Genomic DNA, 15,937 nt, shown 5'->3' with positions numbered 1-15,937 from the left:
AGTATGTTACAATAAAAGTACATAGTATTTGATGTTATTGGAGGAATTCCTGTGGGCGAAAAAGAGAAAGAATTTGCTGTTATTGGGCTTGGCCGTTTTGGTGGAAGTATTTGCCGTGAATTAGCTCAATTAGGTATGGAAGTAATGGCAATTGACTCAGATGAGGATAAAATTAATGAGTTTGCAAATATAGCTTCGCATGCTGTAATTGCAGATTCAACAGATGAGATGGTATTAAAAAGTCTTGGTATTCGTAATTTTGATCATGTAGTCGTTGCTATTGGAGATAATTTGAATTCAAGTATTTTAACAACGTTAATTTTGAAAGAATTAGGTGTGAAAAATATTACTGTAAAAGCTCAAAATGACTATCATGAAAAAGTGTTAAGTAAAATAGGGGCAGATCATATTGTGCATCCAGAACGAGATATGGGAAAAAGGATTGCTAATAATATCGCATCAAGTAATGTGTTAGATTACCTAGAGCTTTCAGATGAGCATAGTATTGTAGAGATTATCGCAAATAAAAAAATTGATGGGCACTCTTTAATTGAATTAGATATTCGTGCGAAGTTTGGTTTGAACATTGTAGCAATTAAACGTGGGAAAGAAGTTATCGTATCTCCTCGAGCTACAGAAAACGTTCAGGCGGGAGATATATTAATTGTAATTGGTCATGACGATGAAGTAGATCGTTTTAAGCATTTTTTAAGATAAGAGAAAAGGACAATGCCGAGGAGGCATTGTCCTTTTTCTTATATTTCCATAATGATTGGTAAAATCATTGGACGACGTTTCGTTTTTTCGTATAGGAATGGTGCTAATGTGTCTGTAATCTCATTTTTAATTTCAGACCATTGTGTTGTTTTTCGCTCCATTACTTTTTCTAAATGTGTTGTAATTAATGTTTGAGCATCGTTGATTAAATCGCTGCTTTCACGCATATAAACGAAACCACGCGAGATGATATCAGGTCCTGCTGCAACTTTAAATTCTTTCATATCAATGCTTACAACTACAATAACAAGTCCTTCTTCAGAAAGAATGCGACGATCACGTAATACGATATTACCGATATCTCCAATACCATTTCCATCGATATAGACAGAGCCAGATGGGATTTTCCCAGCTACGCTTGCTTCATCAGAACGTAAAGCAAGAACATCTCCATTATCCATAATGAAACAATTTTCTTCTGGAATACCACAATCATTCGCTAATTTCATATGCATACGTTGCATACGATATTCACCATGAATTGGCATGAAATATTTGGGCTTAATAAGACGTAGCATTAACTTTTGTTCTTCTTGTCCACCGTGTCCACTCGTATGAATATTTGAGAGTTTACCATGGATTACATCAGCACCAGCGCGGTACAACATGTTAATTGTACGACTTACACTAATTGTATTGCCTGGGATTGGTGAAGAAGAGAAAACAACTGTATCGCCAGGGATAATTTGAATTTGACGATGTGTACCATTGGCAATACGTGAAAGTGCTGCCATCGGCTCCCCTTGACTACCTGTACATAACATAACAACTTTATTAGCTGGTAGGCGGTTTAGCTGAGCTGTGTCTATGAATGTATCCTTTGGACACCGGATATAACCAAGGTTTTGTCCGATTTCAATAGCCGCTTCCATACTTCGACCGAATACAGCTACTTTACGATTGTTTTCAACAGCAGCCTCAACAACTTGTTGTAAGCGATGGATATTCGATGCAAAGGTTGCGAATATAATACGACCGTCTACTTTGCGGAATATATCTTGAATACTATCACCAACGCGGCGCTCAGACATCGTAAAGTTTGGCACTTCACTGTTTGTACTATCAGATAAGAGACAAAGTACACCGTCTTTTCCGATTTCGGCCATTTTTGTTAAATCTGCTGGCTCACCTACTGGTGTGAAATCAAATTTGAAATCACCTGTATGAACGACTTGTCCTTGAGGTGTTTTCACAACAACTCCGTATGAATCCGGAATACTGTGAGTTGTACGGAAGAAGGAAACAGATGTCTTTTTAAATTTAATAACATCATCTTCTTGAATTTCATAAAGTTTTGCTTTACGAAGTAATCCGTGCTCTTCTAATTTGTTTTTTATTAGGGCAATTGCTAATTTTCCGCCGTAAATTGGAATGTTTACTTGACGTAATAGATAAGGAATTCCACCGATATGATCTTCGTGACCATGTGTAATGAATAATCCTTTAATTTTATCTTCGTTTCGCACAAAATAAGTGTAATCTGGTATTACATAATCGATCCCGAGGAGTTCGTCTTCTGGAAATTTAATTCCAGCATCAATTATAATAATTTCATCTTGAAATTGAACAGCATATGTATTTTTACCGATTTCACCAAGACCACCGAGGGCAAAAACGGCAGCTTGATCATTTTTTAGGAATTTCATATGACTATACGATCTCCGCTAATATTAAATCAGCGTTTTGTTTTTCATATTCAAGATGAGCACCAGTAACAGACTGAACGAACTCGATATTATATGCGAACTTATTTAATTTTTTACGAACATCCTTTTGAGACGTAGCCTCTAAATATAAAACTTTTGTATTTTCACGTACTGGGACCTCAGTTAATTTTTCTTGATAAAATACTTTAAAAATCATTTGGAAAACCTCTCCTTGTCTATGTTTTGCATTATCTGTTACTTATTATAAAGCAAACAGTCACGATTTTCATGTTTTTTCGAATGAGAATGAAGAAAAAGCCCGAAATGGGCACAATTTAAGCGATTGTCTTCTTACGGACTAAATCGTTTAAATAACGCTTGAGCTTTTTCTTCAGCTTCTTCAGCATGATTACTCCTTCCTTTCCTTATTTAAAACATGCATATTACTAATGATAACTCTGTCTCCCATACAAGAAAGAAGATTAGAAGTGAATAGTGAATCTTGTTCTTTTTAGTATAGTGTAAGTTATCTTGTAGTAACGATTAGTAGCCGTTAGTTATAGATATAGTATGAGGAAGAATAGAAAAGAAAATTCATCCGAACAAGTATCCACATTTTTTCACTAATAGTATATGCACATTTCATAAATAAGGTCAGAAAGTGAACGCTTTCTTCACAGATGTTTAATATGTTATACTTTTTTTTGAAATTTGAAAAGTGATAATCAAAATAGGAATATAGAGTGCCAGAAAGGATTTTGACAAATGAATGATAAAATTGTCTTTTTTGATATTGATGGAACATTATTAGATCATGATAAGAAAATTCCGCAATCTACAAGAGATGCAGTAAGAGATTTACAAGAAAAAGGTGTGCATGTAGCGATTGCGACAGGGCGTGCGCCATTTATGTTTGAAGATATTCGTGAGGAACTCAATATACATAATTATGTTAGTTTTAACGGGCAGTATGTTGTATTTGAGGATGAGGTATTATTTAATAATCCATTACATCCTGATGCTCTACATAAGTTTACTCAGTTTGCAAAACAAGAAGGATATCCACTTGTATATCTTGACCATCAAGAAATGAGAGCGTCAGTGGAATATCATGATTATGTAAAAGAAGGTTTTGGAAGCTTACAATTCGATCATCCGGCATATGAACCTGATTTTTATGAGAAACGCGATATTTATCAAACGCTTCTTTTTTGTGAAGTAAACGAAGAAGAAAAGTTTATTCATCATTATCCAGATTTTCATTTTATACGCTGGCATGCATATTCAATGGATATTATCCCTAATGGTGGTTCTAAGGCAAAAGGGATTGAGAAGTTTATTGAGAAAATAGGATTTAATCGTGAACAAGTATATGCATTTGGGGACGGATTAAATGATTTAGAAATGATTGAAGCAGTAGGAACGGGCATTGTGATGGGGAATGGTCATGAGGATTTGAAAAAACTTGCTAATTATGTGACAAAAGATGTTAATGAAGACGGTATTTATCACGGATTAAAGTGGGCTGGCTTGTTATAAGTAAGTGTGGAACCCATTTCATATAATAAAAAGGCGGAAGGTTAACTTCCGCCTTTTTACTATTATCGCTCGAGAGGTTTTGAATCATCGGGAGCCACAAATGGATTGTCTTTATTAATATGGTCATAGAACATAACACCGTTTAAATGGTCGATTTCATGTTGGAATACAATTGCTGGTAAACCTTTTAATCGCAGTTTTACGTCTTCACCGTTAATCGTTGTTGCCTTTACTGTAATTCTCGTGTAACGAGGGACATAACCAGGTACTTCACGGTCTACAGATAGACAGCCTTCACCATTTTGTAAATATGTACGTTCAACAGAATGACTAATGATTTTTGGGTTAAATAATGCGTAGCTATATAACGTATCGTTCGTATCAGTTACATGAACCGCAATCATTTTCTTTGAAATACCGATTTGCGGAGCCGCTAATCCGATTCCGGGGCGTAAATTATATTTTTCAGCCATTTCAGGGTCCTGGCTATTTATTACAAATTCAATCATTTCTTTAAGAGTATTTGTATCTTCCTCGCTAGCAGGTAAGGAGACCTCTTCTGCGACGTCGCGCAAAATAGGATTTCCTTCACGAATTACCTCATTCATTGTAAGCATATGTAATCTCTCCTTTCTCCTTTAGTCTACCAAAGGAGATAAAAAAAGTCATCGGCAAGTAAGGAAGAGCTACTTGGAAACAAATCTTCTACAGATAAGTTATGTAATAAAAAGAAAAGACGGCAAAGCCGTCTGTTTCTTTCCATAGTTGTTTCATTTTACATTAATTAGCGAATGCAAGCAGCACCAACGATAATTAAAAGGATAAACAACACAACGATTAAGGCGAAGCCGCTTCCAGATCCGCCACAAGAACCGCCATAACCGTAGGAAGGATATGAACAAGTTGTTGGATAGCAATATGAGTATCCGTACATGAGATGACCTCCTTTATCATTTCCCGCTAATACTGCGGTTACTATAATGTATGGAGGAATGATCAGAAATGTATAGGTATTTACCTATAAAAGGAAGAAGTGTTTGTATAATTTTCTTGAGAAGAGAGAAAAACTAAGGAGAATTAAATCGTTTACATATTATTCTAAGAGAAAAAATAAGTTAAAAAGGGAATAATATAACAGCAGGTTATTGCTTACTAATACAGATGTGAAAAATAAAAACACGTTTGTGTAGAGGAAACCGGCATATTATTTATAAAAAAACGTATTCAAAGTAATTGACATCGTAATTAGAATAGTTGTAAACTAAAAAACGTGATCAAGATTGTATTAATATGTTTTTGAAAAAACATTAGTACAGATTGTTAGGTACACAAAATTATTCTCAACCGACAAACAAATTTGTTGGTTTACATTGTTGCGCTTTCAGTCTAGCTAATAGATAGTGAAAGCGTTTCAGAATATGGTTCAAGAGAGGAAGAGGTGAACGGAATGGGTACTAAAACAAAAAAGACCCTATTTAATGTTGATGAGCAAATGAAAGCTATCGCAGCTCAATTTGAAACATTACAAATTTTAAATGAAAAAGGCGAAGTTGTGAATGAAGCAGCTATGCCTGAATTATCTGATGATCAATTAAAAGAATTAATGCGCCGTATGGTGTATACTCGCGTACTAGATCAACGTTCTATTTCTTTAAACCGTCAAGGACGTTTAGGTTTCTACGCACCAACTGCTGGACAAGAGGCTTCTCAATTAGCAAGTCATTTCGCACTTGAAGCAGAAGATTTCATCTTACCAGGATATCGTGACGTTCCACAATTAGTGTGGCACGGCCTACCATTATACCAAGCATTCTTATTCTCTCGTGGACATTTCATGGGTAACCAAATGCCTGAGAATGTAAATGCACTTGCTCCACAAATCATTATCGGTGCGCAAATCATCCAAACTGCTGGTGTTGCGTTAGGTATGAAATTACGTGGTAAAAAATCTGTTGCAATTACTTACACTGGTGACGGTGGTGCTTCACAAGGTGACTTCTACGAAGGTATGAACTTTGCGGGTGCATTCAAAGCTCCAGCAATCTTCGTTGTACAAAACAACCGTTATGCAATCTCTACTCCAGTAGAAAAGCAATCTGCAGCTAAAACTGTAGCACAAAAAGCAGTAGCAGCAGGTATTTACGGAATTCAAGTAGACGGTATGGATCCATTAGCTGTATACGCAGCAACTGCTTTCGCTCGTGAGCGCGCAGTAAATGGCGAAGGTCCTACTTTAATCGAGACTTTAACATTCCGTTATGGTCCACATACAATGGCTGGTGATGACCCAACTCGTTACCGTACAAAAGATATCGAAAACGAATGGGAACAAAAAGATCCAATCGTACGCTTCCGTGCATTCTTAGAAAACAAAGGCCTATGGTCTCAAGAAGTTGAAGAGAAAGTTATCGAAGAAGCAAAAGAAGATATCAAACAAGCAATTGCTAAGGCTGACCAAGCTCCAAAACAAAAAGTTACTGATTTAATGGAAATCATGTACGAAAAAATGCCTTACAACTTAGCTGAACAATATGAAATTTACAAAGAAAAGGAGTCGAAGTAAGCCATGGCTCAAATGACAATGATTCAAGCAATCACTGATGCTTTACGCGTTGAAATGAAAAATGATCCTAACGTACTTGTGTTTGGTGAAGACGTTGGTGTAAACGGCGGAGTATTCCGTGCTACTGAAGGTTTACAAGCTGAATTCGGTGAAGATCGTGTAATGGATACTCCACTTGCAGAGTCTGGTATTGGTGGACTTGCAGTTGGACTTGCACTTGAAGGCTTCCGTCCAGTTCCAGAAATCCAATTCTTCGGTTTCATTTTTGAAGTAATGGATTCAGTTTCTGGTCAATTAGCTCGTATGCGTTACCGTTCTGGTGGACGTTGGACTGCTCCAGTAACAATTCGTTCTCCATTCGGTGGTGGTGTTCATACTCCTGAACTACATGCTGATAGCTTAGAAGGATTAGTGGCACAACAACCTGGTCTAAAAGTTGTTATTCCATCTACTCCATACGATGCAAAAGGTCTTTTAATCTCTGCGATTCGTGACAACGATCCAGTTATCTACTTAGAGCATATGAAATTGTACCGTTCATTCCGTCAAGATGTACCAGAAGGTGATTACACAATTGATTTAGGCAAAGCTGACATCAAACGTGAAGGTACAGATGTATCTGTTATCGCTTATGGTGCTATGGTTCATGCTGCATTAAAAGCTGCTGAAGAACTTGAAAAAGAAGGTATCTCTTTAGAGGTTGTTGACTTACGTACAGTTCAACCATTAGATATCGAAACAATCATCGCTTCTGTTGAAAAAACAGGCCGCGTAGTTGTAGTTCAAGAAGCTCAAAAACAAGCTGGTATTGCAGCTAACGTTGTAGCGGAAATTAACGACCGTGCAATCTTAAACTTAGAAGCTCCAGTTGTACGTGTTGCAGCTGCTGATACAGTATTCCCATTCTCTCAAGCTGAGAGCGTATGGTTACCAAACCATAAAGATATTGTTGAAGCTGTTAACAAAGTAATGAACTTCTAATTTTTAGTTTTTCATGTGCAAAAGAAATCAGCACATGCTGGTTTCTTTTGTACATATTCCATAATAATGAAATGAATCAGGGGGCTGAATTCCGTGGCATTTGAATTTAAACTACCAGATATCGGTGAAGGTATCCACGAAGGTGAAATCGTAAAATGGTTTATTAAACCAGGCGATGAAGTAAATGAAGATGATGTACTTCTTGAAGTACAAAATGATAAAGCAGTAGTAGAAATCCCTTCTCCTGTTAAAGGTAAAGTACTTGAAGTACTTGTAGAAGAAGGAACAGTTGCAATTGTAGGAGATACATTAATTAAATTTGATGCTCCTGGATACGAAAACCTTAAATTTAAAGGTGACGATCATGATGAAGCTCCAAAAGCTGAAGAAGCAGCAGTAGAAGCTCCAGCAGCGGAAACTACTCCAGCAGCAACTGCAGAAGTAGTAAATGAGCGTGTAATCGCTATGCCATCTGTTCGTAAATATGCTCGTGAAAAAGGTGTAGACATTCATAAAGTAGCTGGTTCTGGTAAGAACGGCCGTGTTGTGAAAACTGACATCGATGCATTTGCAAATGGTGGACAAACTGTAGCAGCAACTGAGGCTCCAGCAGCAGTAGAAGCTACTCCAGCAGCAGCGAAAGAAGAAGCACCAAAAGCACAACCAATCCCAGCTGGTGAATATCCAGAAACTCGTGAGAAAATGAGTGGTATCCGTAAAGCGATTGCGAAAGCAATGGTTAACTCTAAGCATACAGCTCCTCACGTAACATTAATGGATGAAGTAGATGTAACAGAACTTGTTGCTCACCGTAAGAAGTTCAAAGCTGTTGCAGCTGACAAAGGTATTAAATTAACTTACCTTCCATACGTTGTAAAAGCTTTAACATCTGCATTACGTGAATTCCCAATGTTGAATACTGCTTTAGACGATGCTTCTCAAGAAATCGTTCATAAACATTACTTCAACATCGGTATCGCAGCTGATACAGACAAAGGTCTATTAGTACCAGTTGTTAAAGATACAGATCGTAAATCTATCTTTACTATCTCTAACGAGATCAATGAACTTGCTGGTAAAGCACGTGATGGTCGTTTAGCTCCAACTGAAATGAAAGGTGCTTCTTGCACAATTACAAACATTGGTTCTGCAGGTGGACAATGGTTCACTCCAGTTATCAATCACCCAGAAGTAGCAATCCTTGGTATCGGCCGTATCGCTGAGAAACCAGTTGTGAAAAACGGTGAAATCGTTGCAGCTCCAGTATTAGCATTATCTCTAAGCTTTGACCATCGTTTAATTGACGGCGCAACTGCTCAAAAAGCATTAAACCAAATTAAACGTCTATTGAATGACCCACAATTATTAGTAATGGAGGCGTAATAACAATGGTAGTAGGAGATTTCCCAATTGAATTAGATACAGTCGTTGTTGGTGCAGGTCCTGGTGGATACGTTGCGGCAATTCGTGCAGCACAATTAGGTCAAAAGGTAGCGATTATTGAAAAATCTAACCTTGGTGGCGTATGCTTAAACGTTGGATGTATTCCTTCAAAAGCGTTAATCAATGCAGGTCATCGTTATGAGAATGCAATGCATTCTGATGACATGGGTATCACTGCAGAGAACGTAAAAGTTGACTTTACAAAAGTTCAAGAATGGAAAAACGGCGTAGTTAAGAAATTAACTGGCGGTGTTGAAGGCCTTCTTAAAGGTAACAAAGTTGAAATCATTCGCGGTGAAGCTTACTTCGTAGATGCTAACACATTACGCGTAATGACTGAAGATGCAGCACAAACTTATACGTTTAAAAATGCTGTTCTTGCAACTGGTTCTACACCAATCGAAATTCCAGGATTCAAATACTCTAAACGTGTTATCAACTCTACAGGCGCTTTAAGCTTACCTGAAATTCCTAAAAAACTTGTTGTAATCGGCGGCGGTTACATCGGTATGGAATTAGGTACTGCATATGCTAACTTCGGTACAGAAGTTACTGTAGTAGAAGCTGGCGACGAAATCTTAGCTGGTTTCGAAAAAGCTATGAGCTCTGTTGTTAAACGTGCTCTACAGAAAAAAGGTAACGTAAATATCCATACAAAAGCTATGGCTAAAGGCGTTGAAGAAACAGAAACTGGCGTAAAAGTTAGCTTTGAAGTTAACGGTGAAATCCAGACTGTAGAAGCAGATTACGTATTAGTAACTGTAGGTCGTCGTCCAAACACTCAAGAAATCGGTCTTGAGCAAGTTGGAATTAAAATGACTGACCGTGGCATTATCGAAATTGATGAGCAATGCCGTACAAATATTTCAAACATCTATGCAATCGGTGATATCGTTCCTGGACCACCATTAGCTCACAAAGCTTCTTACGAAGGTAAAGTAGCTGTTGAAGTAATTAGTGGCCATGCATCAGCAATCGATTACATCGGAATTCCTGCAGTATGCTTCACTGATCCAGAATTAGCATCTGTTGGTTACACTAAGAAACAAGCTGAAGAAGCAGGAATGACAGTAGCTGTATCTAAGTTCCCATTCGCTGCAAACGGTCGTGCGTTATCATTAAACAGCACTGACGGTTTCTTACAACTTGTAACGCGTAAAGAAGATGGTCTTCTTGTAGGTGCACAAGTTGCAGGTGCAGGTGCTTCTGATATTATCTCTGAGATTGGTTTAGCTATCGAAGCTGGAATGACAGCTGAAGATATCGCTCAAACAATCCATGCTCACCCAACATTAGGTGAAATCACAATGGAAGCAGCTGAAGTTGCTCTTGGAATGCCAATTCACATTGTAAAATAATTTAAGTAATGTAAATACCCCATCTCTTATTTAAAGAGATGGGGTATTTTTATTTTCATAAAATGACTTGCAAGGTCTTTATATGTACTTGTCGAATGAATATATAATACTTTAAATGAACCGTTAGCATATATGCCGTTATATAATATGTAATTGATTCAAACTTAATCCCATATATTAATAAAATAGAGCATGTCAAAGGAGAAGGTTCCATGAGAATATTACATGTTATATTTTATCATTTTCTATTATGGAGTGGTTTTTCCATTGTATTAACATTATCGAATGGTGATAAGTTTCATTATAAAGTAATTCTCTTTTTCGTATTTCTTTATTTGGCATATGTGATTGCATGTTTTGTATTACACGTAAGAAAGCAGGCATTATTCCTTACGTGTTCAAATTGCATACTTTTTTTAATCATATTCTCTATTTTTTAAATTAACGTTTATAGAAATACATTGTTCTTCCATTAAATAGTTGTAACTCTCCTTCTAATTTCTTCGCTAGAAAACGGCTAAATTCATTTGCCTTTCCTTTATCACCAAATGTTGCTGTAGTAGGCAAAGAAACCTGAATAAAAGATTGTTCCTTTTCTATTCCAATCCCAACATAAATAGAATCATATCGATCGTGACTCGATTGGAGTTTTAATGTTGTTGCTGATGTATCTAATATTTCATAAGGAAAAGCTGTATTTGTATAAGCATAATTAATTTGATCACCAGTCTTGGAAGTAACGGTTGTATAGTTATGAAAAAGGTGTTTAACATCTTCTATTGAAACAGATTGTTGATTGGATTTAGGTACAAGTGTGATAAAGGCGTGTTGCATACAAATTCCCCCTTAGCTTAGTAGAATAATATCATTCTACATCCTACTGAATTTTTTGACAATTAAAAGGAGTATTACTTTTTTTGTTTAATATATTAATGAGTAGGAAGTGTTATTTAGAAAGGTGGAAACTCATGTTTGAAAAATTGTATGATGAGCATGAAAGTGTGAAGGTACGATTTTTAGGATTTATGACGCATGATACACGTTATGATTTTGGAGTTATTTATACAAATATGTTTTTTGGAAAGCCACTTATTGTTTGTATGCAAACAGGGAGATCTACTTTGCTTGGGAGAGATGATGTAGAAAATGTTCCATATATACAGGAAACTTTTAAGTTAGGATCGGAAGAGGAGGCGGAGGAGTTAGCTCAGTTTTTTAAATTTCTTGTTCCGTCTACTTCTTTACATGCGGAGTATGAAGAATAATTAACAAGAAACAGTCGTACGTATGAGATATGGCTGTTTTTTTGTGTTAATATCGCATACTAATTTAATTTTAAAATATTTAATGTGTTATACTAAAAACCTATTGACGTAAAAAGTATAACATATTAAAATGAAGACAGAAAGTTAAGCGGTTACAAAAGTTTTTGGGATTATAAACTTAGGGGGAAATGAAAAATGGGAACAATCGTATGTCAAGATTGTGAAGGTACAATTGCACACTTCGAGGATGAGAAAGTAACGGTACTTTACGGGAAATGTGGATCTTGCGGATGTGATCACACAGAACATACAAAAGCCCAATAATTGATAGGAAATTGACAGCTAAAAGTTTTTAGGACCATAAACTTAGGGGGAAATGAAAAATGGGAACAATCGTATGCCAAGTTTGTGAAGGAACAATCGGACATTTTGAAGATGAGAAAACGACAGTACTTTATGGGAAATGTGGTTCCAATTGTGACTGTGCTAGTAGAGACAATGCGAAAGCTTAATCATATATAAGTAGATTATTCTTTAAACTCAGGGGGAAATGAAAATGGGAACAATCGTATGCCAAGTTTGTGAAGGAACAATCGCACATTTTGAAGATGAAAAATCAACAGTACTTTATGGGAAATGTGGATCTCATTGCGAATGTGACCATACAGAACATACAAAAGCTTAATAATTAAGAAAAAACGCCTACACATGTAGGCGTTTTTTTAATAGATTGTAGTTGTATGCCCGACTGTTGCAACAATTGCATCATCTCTAATAGGAATAAATCCTATTGATGTTTGTGGCGTGTTAGGAGGGGCATATTGACTCATCATACGGCTATCAATACGAGTGATAAAATCGGTTAAATAAGCTGAAATAAAAGCATAAGGAATCCTTCGTTCATTTAATGAATAAATAATTTCCTCTTTCGTTTTTACGCCTACGCCATGTCCGTAAAAAAAGAAGTTTCCTAGATAGATTGTATTTTCTCCTTGCCACTCAATCGTAGCTGGATTAACTTGTGGATTTTTAAAGTAAACGAGGTCACCTGGAACGATATCGCCACTCGTTTTTGTTATGAGCTTTAAGTCGCGATCGTAGTCCCATGTATAAAGTAAGAGGTTTGCGAATAGACGGTTGAAAGTTTTTTCCTCATATAATGATAGTAATGCTTTGTAAAAAATGATAATCATTGCGGTGGCACATTCAGTTCCATATAGTTTTCCGTTTTTAAAAATATCTTGGATGGCAATGGAAGGGGCTATGTTTGGGAGTAGTTGAAATCCGCCAAGTGATGTTCTTTCCCAAAACTGAGGGTTGCAAAAAGATTGTTGAAACGTACGAAACTGAAATCCACTTTGAAAAAGTTCTAGCGCGGAAGTAATAATATTAACTCGTAAATTAAGATCAAAGCTGAGTTCATCGGCTGTTCGGAAGGAATAAACTTCTTGATTTCCCGCCATTATGGATAAAATCTGTTGTTTTTCAGCTGCAAATGGCTCATATTCATTTGTGATATAAGGGTGTACAATAGAACGGCCTATCACAATCATAATGGTATCCCCACCTATACGTTACAGATTTCGCGATACGGGAAAGCCTATATTGGACTTTAGACATAGGATGAAAGTATCGCTTTTTCATAGAAAAACATTTATCCCGCTATTTGCGGGCAGTAAGAATTCCACCTCAAAATTCGGCTGGAGCCCTGCTGCCCGTAAACGCCCGATTGGTGAAGGCTAATAATCAGTGGGGATGAACAAAACCCCACTGATTAAAGTTTCACTTTATATTTTGGTAGACTTTAACTACAGACAAGTACAAGTCTTTAAAACGCCAATGTGTTCTTTGAAAAAAGATAGCATAGGGAGTTCGATAGCCGAATTCAAGCTATCGGTAAAATGATATGTGTCGTCAACAAGACGCTAAAACACCTGAACACGAATCTGTACGGTATGGTATAGTACAGTAGCTCACGAACCTATACGGTCTGTTGTGAGAGTGGTGATGGCACACCGCAATCTTGCACGTCAGCGATACCAGAAATGGACTTCGCCTTAGGTAGCAAGAATCCCACTGATGTTAGTCAGCTTGCCCCATTAGGGTGGGAATGTCAAATTCTTTAGTATCGTATGAAAAAAAGAGAAAAAAGGTGAAAGAAAAGCCTATCAACTGATAGGCTTGTACTCTTTAATAACACGTAATGTTTGTAATGTCATATCTTCAGGACCTTGTACAGGTAACCCAGCTTCTAAATTTTTAAGAATATACTCTAAGTTATCTTGTGTAATAATTTCCCCCGGAGTAAAGATTGGAATCCCTGGCGGATAAACCATAACAAAATCAGCTATAATACGACCTGCTGCGTTTTCAAATGGAATGACTTCTGTTTCTGAATAAAAAGCATCTCTAGGAGAAAGTGCTAGCACAGGTATTTCAGGTATTTCTACTTGTACTTGAACACCTTTGTCTGCTCTATTTCTATATGTTGCTGCTAAATCTTGTAATGCTGTAATAAGTGTATCTGTTTCACTTTCTGTATCTCCAAATGTGATAAGACAAAGTATGTTATATAAATCAGAGAGTTCTACTTCAATGTTGTAATGTTCTCTAAGCCATACTTCAGCCTGATGGCCTGTAATACCTAAATCTTTTACAGATACAATTATCTTTGTAGGATCATAGTTAAAAGTAGCATCTGTTCCTAGCATTTCTTTTCCGGGACAATAAAGATGCTCAATAGCATTAATAGCATCACGAACATGCTCAGCTAATTGTATTGTTTGTTCTATGAGAGCTGTTCCTTCTGTAGCAAGACGTTTTCTAGCAACATCAAGGGATGCTAACAAAATGTAAGAAGTTGATGTAGTCGTAAGCATGCTAATAATGGATTGGACATGCTTTACGTTCACAAGACCTTCTTTTACATTAAGAATAGAGCTTTGGGTTAAAGACCCACCTAATTTGTGAACACTTGTTGCTGCCATATCTGCACCTGCTTGCATAGCTGATATTGGTAGTTCATCATGAAAATGGATATGAACACCGTGAGCCTCATCAACAAGTACAGGAATATCGTAAGAATGTGCTAATTCTACAATCTGCTCTAAATCTGCAGCAAACCCAAAATATGTTGGATTTATAACAAGTAAGCCTTTCGCATCTGAGTGCTCTTCAAGAGCCTTTTTGACAGATTGAATTGTGATCCCATGTGAAATACCGAGCTTCGGATCAATCTCAGGATGCATGAAAATTGGTTTTGCACCTGAGAAAATAATAGCTGACATTACTGATTTATGCACATTCCGTGGCACGAGGATTTTATCCCCAGGACCGCACACGCTCATCACCATTGTCATAATTGCACCACTTGTACCTTGAATAGAAAAGAACGTATGATCTGCACCGAAAGCAGCGGCTGCTAAATCCTGTGCTTCTTTAATCATACCTTTTGGATGATGTAAATCATCGAGCGGCGCAATATTAATTAAATCAATTGCTAATGCATTATGCCCAATAAATTCGCGAAATGTAGGATCCATGCCCTGTCCTTTTTTATGACCAGGAATATGGAATTGAACTGGATTTCGCTTACTGTGCTCAACTAAAGCGGTAAACAATGGTGTTTCGTATTGGGACAATCTATACACCCCTTCTTCTTCGTAATATTTATTAGAGTTTGTTTTATATGATTTCATCTCATTCTAAAAGGAAATTAAGATGACAAACTTTTAGAACTTGACTTGTTTTTCTGCCATTCGCAAAAGCCTTTTTTGGGATGGTAGTCTCACTTTATTCTCTATAAAACAAAAGCATTATATCACCAATAATTATAGATGTATAGAAAAATCGCATTTTCAAGGTGAGTATGTTTAATAGTTATATTTTAAATACTGCAAAGAGGAAGACAATTCCATTGAAATGGATAAATGGTGTATAATGCAGAGTGGCTATAGTGAAGAATAAAAGGTTGTCTTAAAGGTAGCATAATGGAAAAAGAAAGAATACTGAATGAGGTGCAAAAATGGAATATCAATATCCACTTGATTACAATTGGTCAAATGAAGAAATGGTAGCAGTTGTAAAGTTTTATGAAGCGATTGAAAAGGTATACGAAAAAGGAGTTTTGAGAGAAGATTTGATGGAATTATATCGTCGTTTTAAAGAGATTGTGCCATCGAAGGCAGCGGAGAAAAAAATTGATAAAGAATTTCAAGAAGTAAGTGGATATTCTATATATCGTACGATTCAAAGAGCAAAAGAAGTAGCGGAAAAAAAGATTATAAAGATGTAAAAATATTTTGAAAATTATAATGCAAAGTGCTATAATGTGATAACAACTAAAAACGGACAATATAAATTGTC

Annotated in this window: 19 protein-coding genes; 12 read left to right on the top strand and 7 right to left on the bottom strand. The window is 36.5% G+C overall.

Features of this window, described 5'->3' with window-relative positions; translation table 11 throughout:
* The first annotated feature begins 51 nt into the window (after positions 1-51).
* The gene (locus NSQ08_RS18485; RefSeq protein ID WP_000504033.1) at positions 52-717 is read left to right on the top strand and encodes a potassium channel family protein; all 666 of its coding nucleotides are present in this window, start codon (positions 52-54) and stop codon (positions 715-717) included.
* Between the two features lie 38 nt (positions 718-755).
* On the opposite strand, the gene rnjA is transcribed toward NSQ08_RS18485, so the two are convergent.
* Both rnjA and NSQ08_RS18475 read right to left on the bottom strand, forming a co-directional pair.
* Positions 756-2,423 (bottom strand): ribonuclease J1, encoded by a 1,668-nt coding sequence (rnjA, locus tag NSQ08_RS18480; protein ID WP_002033834.1) that lies wholly within the window; start codon positions 2,421-2,423, stop codon positions 756-758.
* Positions 2,424-2,427: 4 nt separating this feature from the next.
* Positions 2,428-2,640, bottom strand: coding sequence for a DNA-dependent RNA polymerase subunit epsilon (locus tag NSQ08_RS18475; RefSeq protein ID WP_000576436.1), 213 nt, complete (start codon positions 2,638-2,640; stop codon positions 2,428-2,430).
* Between the two features lie 548 nt (positions 2,641-3,188).
* On the opposite strand from NSQ08_RS18475, the gene NSQ08_RS18470 reads away from it, so the two are divergent.
* On the top strand, positions 3,189-3,962 hold the full coding sequence (locus NSQ08_RS18470; RefSeq protein ID WP_002033835.1) for a Cof-type HAD-IIB family hydrolase: 774 nt from the start codon (positions 3,189-3,191) through the stop codon (positions 3,960-3,962).
* A 62-nt stretch (positions 3,963-4,024) separates the two neighbouring features.
* Here the strand turns inward: NSQ08_RS18470 and def are convergent, their stop codons facing one another.
* Together def and NSQ08_RS18460 are read right to left on the bottom strand one after the other, a co-directional pair.
* On the bottom strand, positions 4,025-4,579 hold the full coding sequence (gene def / locus NSQ08_RS18465) for a peptide deformylase (RefSeq protein WP_002014846.1): 555 nt from the start codon (positions 4,577-4,579) through the stop codon (positions 4,025-4,027).
* 167 nt (positions 4,580-4,746) lie between these two features.
* Positions 4,747-4,896, bottom strand: coding sequence for a YjcZ family sporulation protein (locus tag NSQ08_RS18460; RefSeq protein ID WP_002014847.1), 150 nt, complete (start codon positions 4,894-4,896; stop codon positions 4,747-4,749).
* A 513-nt stretch (positions 4,897-5,409) separates the two neighbouring features.
* Between NSQ08_RS18460 and pdhA the strand changes: the two genes are divergently transcribed.
* The 5 genes from pdhA to NSQ08_RS18435 all read left to right on the top strand — a co-directional run bounded on the left by pdhA (position 5,410) and on the right by NSQ08_RS18435 (position 10,747).
* A complete protein-coding gene (gene pdhA, locus NSQ08_RS18455) occupies positions 5,410-6,525 on the top strand; it encodes a pyruvate dehydrogenase E1 component subunit alpha (protein ID WP_000536893.1) in 1,116 nt (371 codons plus the stop codon).
* Positions 6,526-6,528: 3 nt separating this feature from the next.
* On the top strand, positions 6,529-7,506 hold the full coding sequence (gene pdhB, locus NSQ08_RS18450; protein ID WP_002033837.1) for a pyruvate dehydrogenase complex E1 component subunit beta: 978 nt from the start codon (positions 6,529-6,531) through the stop codon (positions 7,504-7,506).
* A 93-nt stretch (positions 7,507-7,599) separates the two neighbouring features.
* Positions 7,600-8,889 carry a pyruvate dehydrogenase complex dihydrolipoyllysine-residue acetyltransferase gene (pdhC, locus tag NSQ08_RS18445; RefSeq protein ID WP_002128881.1) on the top strand — a complete coding sequence of 430 codons (1,290 nt, stop codon included), beginning with the start codon at positions 7,600-7,602 and terminating at the stop codon, positions 8,887-8,889.
* Positions 8,890-8,894: 5 nt separating this feature from the next.
* On the top strand, positions 8,895-10,307 hold the full coding sequence (lpdA, locus tag NSQ08_RS18440) for a dihydrolipoyl dehydrogenase (RefSeq protein ID WP_002014851.1): 1,413 nt from the start codon (positions 8,895-8,897) through the stop codon (positions 10,305-10,307).
* A 212-nt stretch (positions 10,308-10,519) separates the two neighbouring features.
* Positions 10,520-10,747, top strand: coding sequence for a hypothetical protein (locus NSQ08_RS18435; protein ID WP_002088334.1), 228 nt, complete (start codon positions 10,520-10,522; stop codon positions 10,745-10,747).
* A gap of 1 nt (position 10,748) precedes the next feature.
* Here NSQ08_RS18435 and NSQ08_RS18430 read toward each other — a convergent pair whose 3' ends face one another.
* Positions 10,749-11,141 (bottom strand): DUF1885 family protein, encoded by a 393-nt coding sequence (locus NSQ08_RS18430; RefSeq protein ID WP_340777774.1) that lies wholly within the window; start codon positions 11,139-11,141, stop codon positions 10,749-10,751.
* A gap of 134 nt (positions 11,142-11,275) precedes the next feature.
* Between NSQ08_RS18430 and NSQ08_RS18425 the strand changes: the two genes are divergently transcribed.
* From NSQ08_RS18425 to NSQ08_RS18410, 4 genes are all read left to right on the top strand, one after another.
* Positions 11,276-11,572 carry a DUF3055 domain-containing protein gene (locus NSQ08_RS18425; protein ID WP_000462037.1) on the top strand — a complete coding sequence of 99 codons (297 nt, stop codon included), beginning with the start codon at positions 11,276-11,278 and terminating at the stop codon, positions 11,570-11,572.
* Positions 11,573-11,767: 195 nt separating this feature from the next.
* Positions 11,768-11,896, top strand: a complete 129-nt coding sequence (locus NSQ08_RS18420; protein WP_000536778.1) for a GapA-binding peptide SR1P — start codon at positions 11,768-11,770, stop codon at positions 11,894-11,896.
* Between the two features lie 59 nt (positions 11,897-11,955).
* The gene (locus NSQ08_RS18415) at positions 11,956-12,084 is read left to right on the top strand and encodes a GapA-binding peptide SR1P (protein WP_002033839.1); all 129 of its coding nucleotides are present in this window, start codon (positions 11,956-11,958) and stop codon (positions 12,082-12,084) included.
* Positions 12,085-12,128: 44 nt separating this feature from the next.
* Entirely contained in the window at positions 12,129-12,257 is a 129-nt protein-coding gene (locus tag NSQ08_RS18410) for a GapA-binding peptide SR1P (RefSeq protein ID WP_002142969.1), read from the top strand.
* A 37-nt stretch (positions 12,258-12,294) separates the two neighbouring features.
* Here NSQ08_RS18410 and NSQ08_RS18405 read toward each other — a convergent pair whose 3' ends face one another.
* On the bottom strand, positions 12,295-13,125 hold the full coding sequence (locus NSQ08_RS18405; protein WP_002066931.1) for a protein-glutamine gamma-glutamyltransferase: 831 nt from the start codon (positions 13,123-13,125) through the stop codon (positions 12,295-12,297).
* 615 nt (positions 13,126-13,740) lie between these two features.
* Positions 13,741-15,213, bottom strand: a complete 1,473-nt coding sequence (gene speA / locus NSQ08_RS18400) for an arginine decarboxylase (protein WP_002128878.1) — start codon at positions 15,211-15,213, stop codon at positions 13,741-13,743.
* 383 nt (positions 15,214-15,596) lie between these two features.
* Here speA and NSQ08_RS18395 point away from each other — a divergent pair, with 383 nt between their 5' ends.
* Entirely contained in the window at positions 15,597-15,866 is a 270-nt protein-coding gene (locus NSQ08_RS18395; protein WP_340777764.1) for a UPF0223 family protein, read from the top strand.
* The last annotated feature ends 71 nt before the right edge of the window (positions 15,867-15,937 follow it).

The organism is Bacillus sp. FSL E2-8887, assembly GCF_038007205.1.
GTDB classification, from domain to species: Bacteria; Bacillota; Bacilli; order Bacillales; family Bacillaceae_G; genus Bacillus_A; species Bacillus_A mycoides.
The sequence above is the reverse complement of the archived record's forward strand: the minus strand, read 5'-3'. Positions and strand labels throughout refer to the sequence as shown.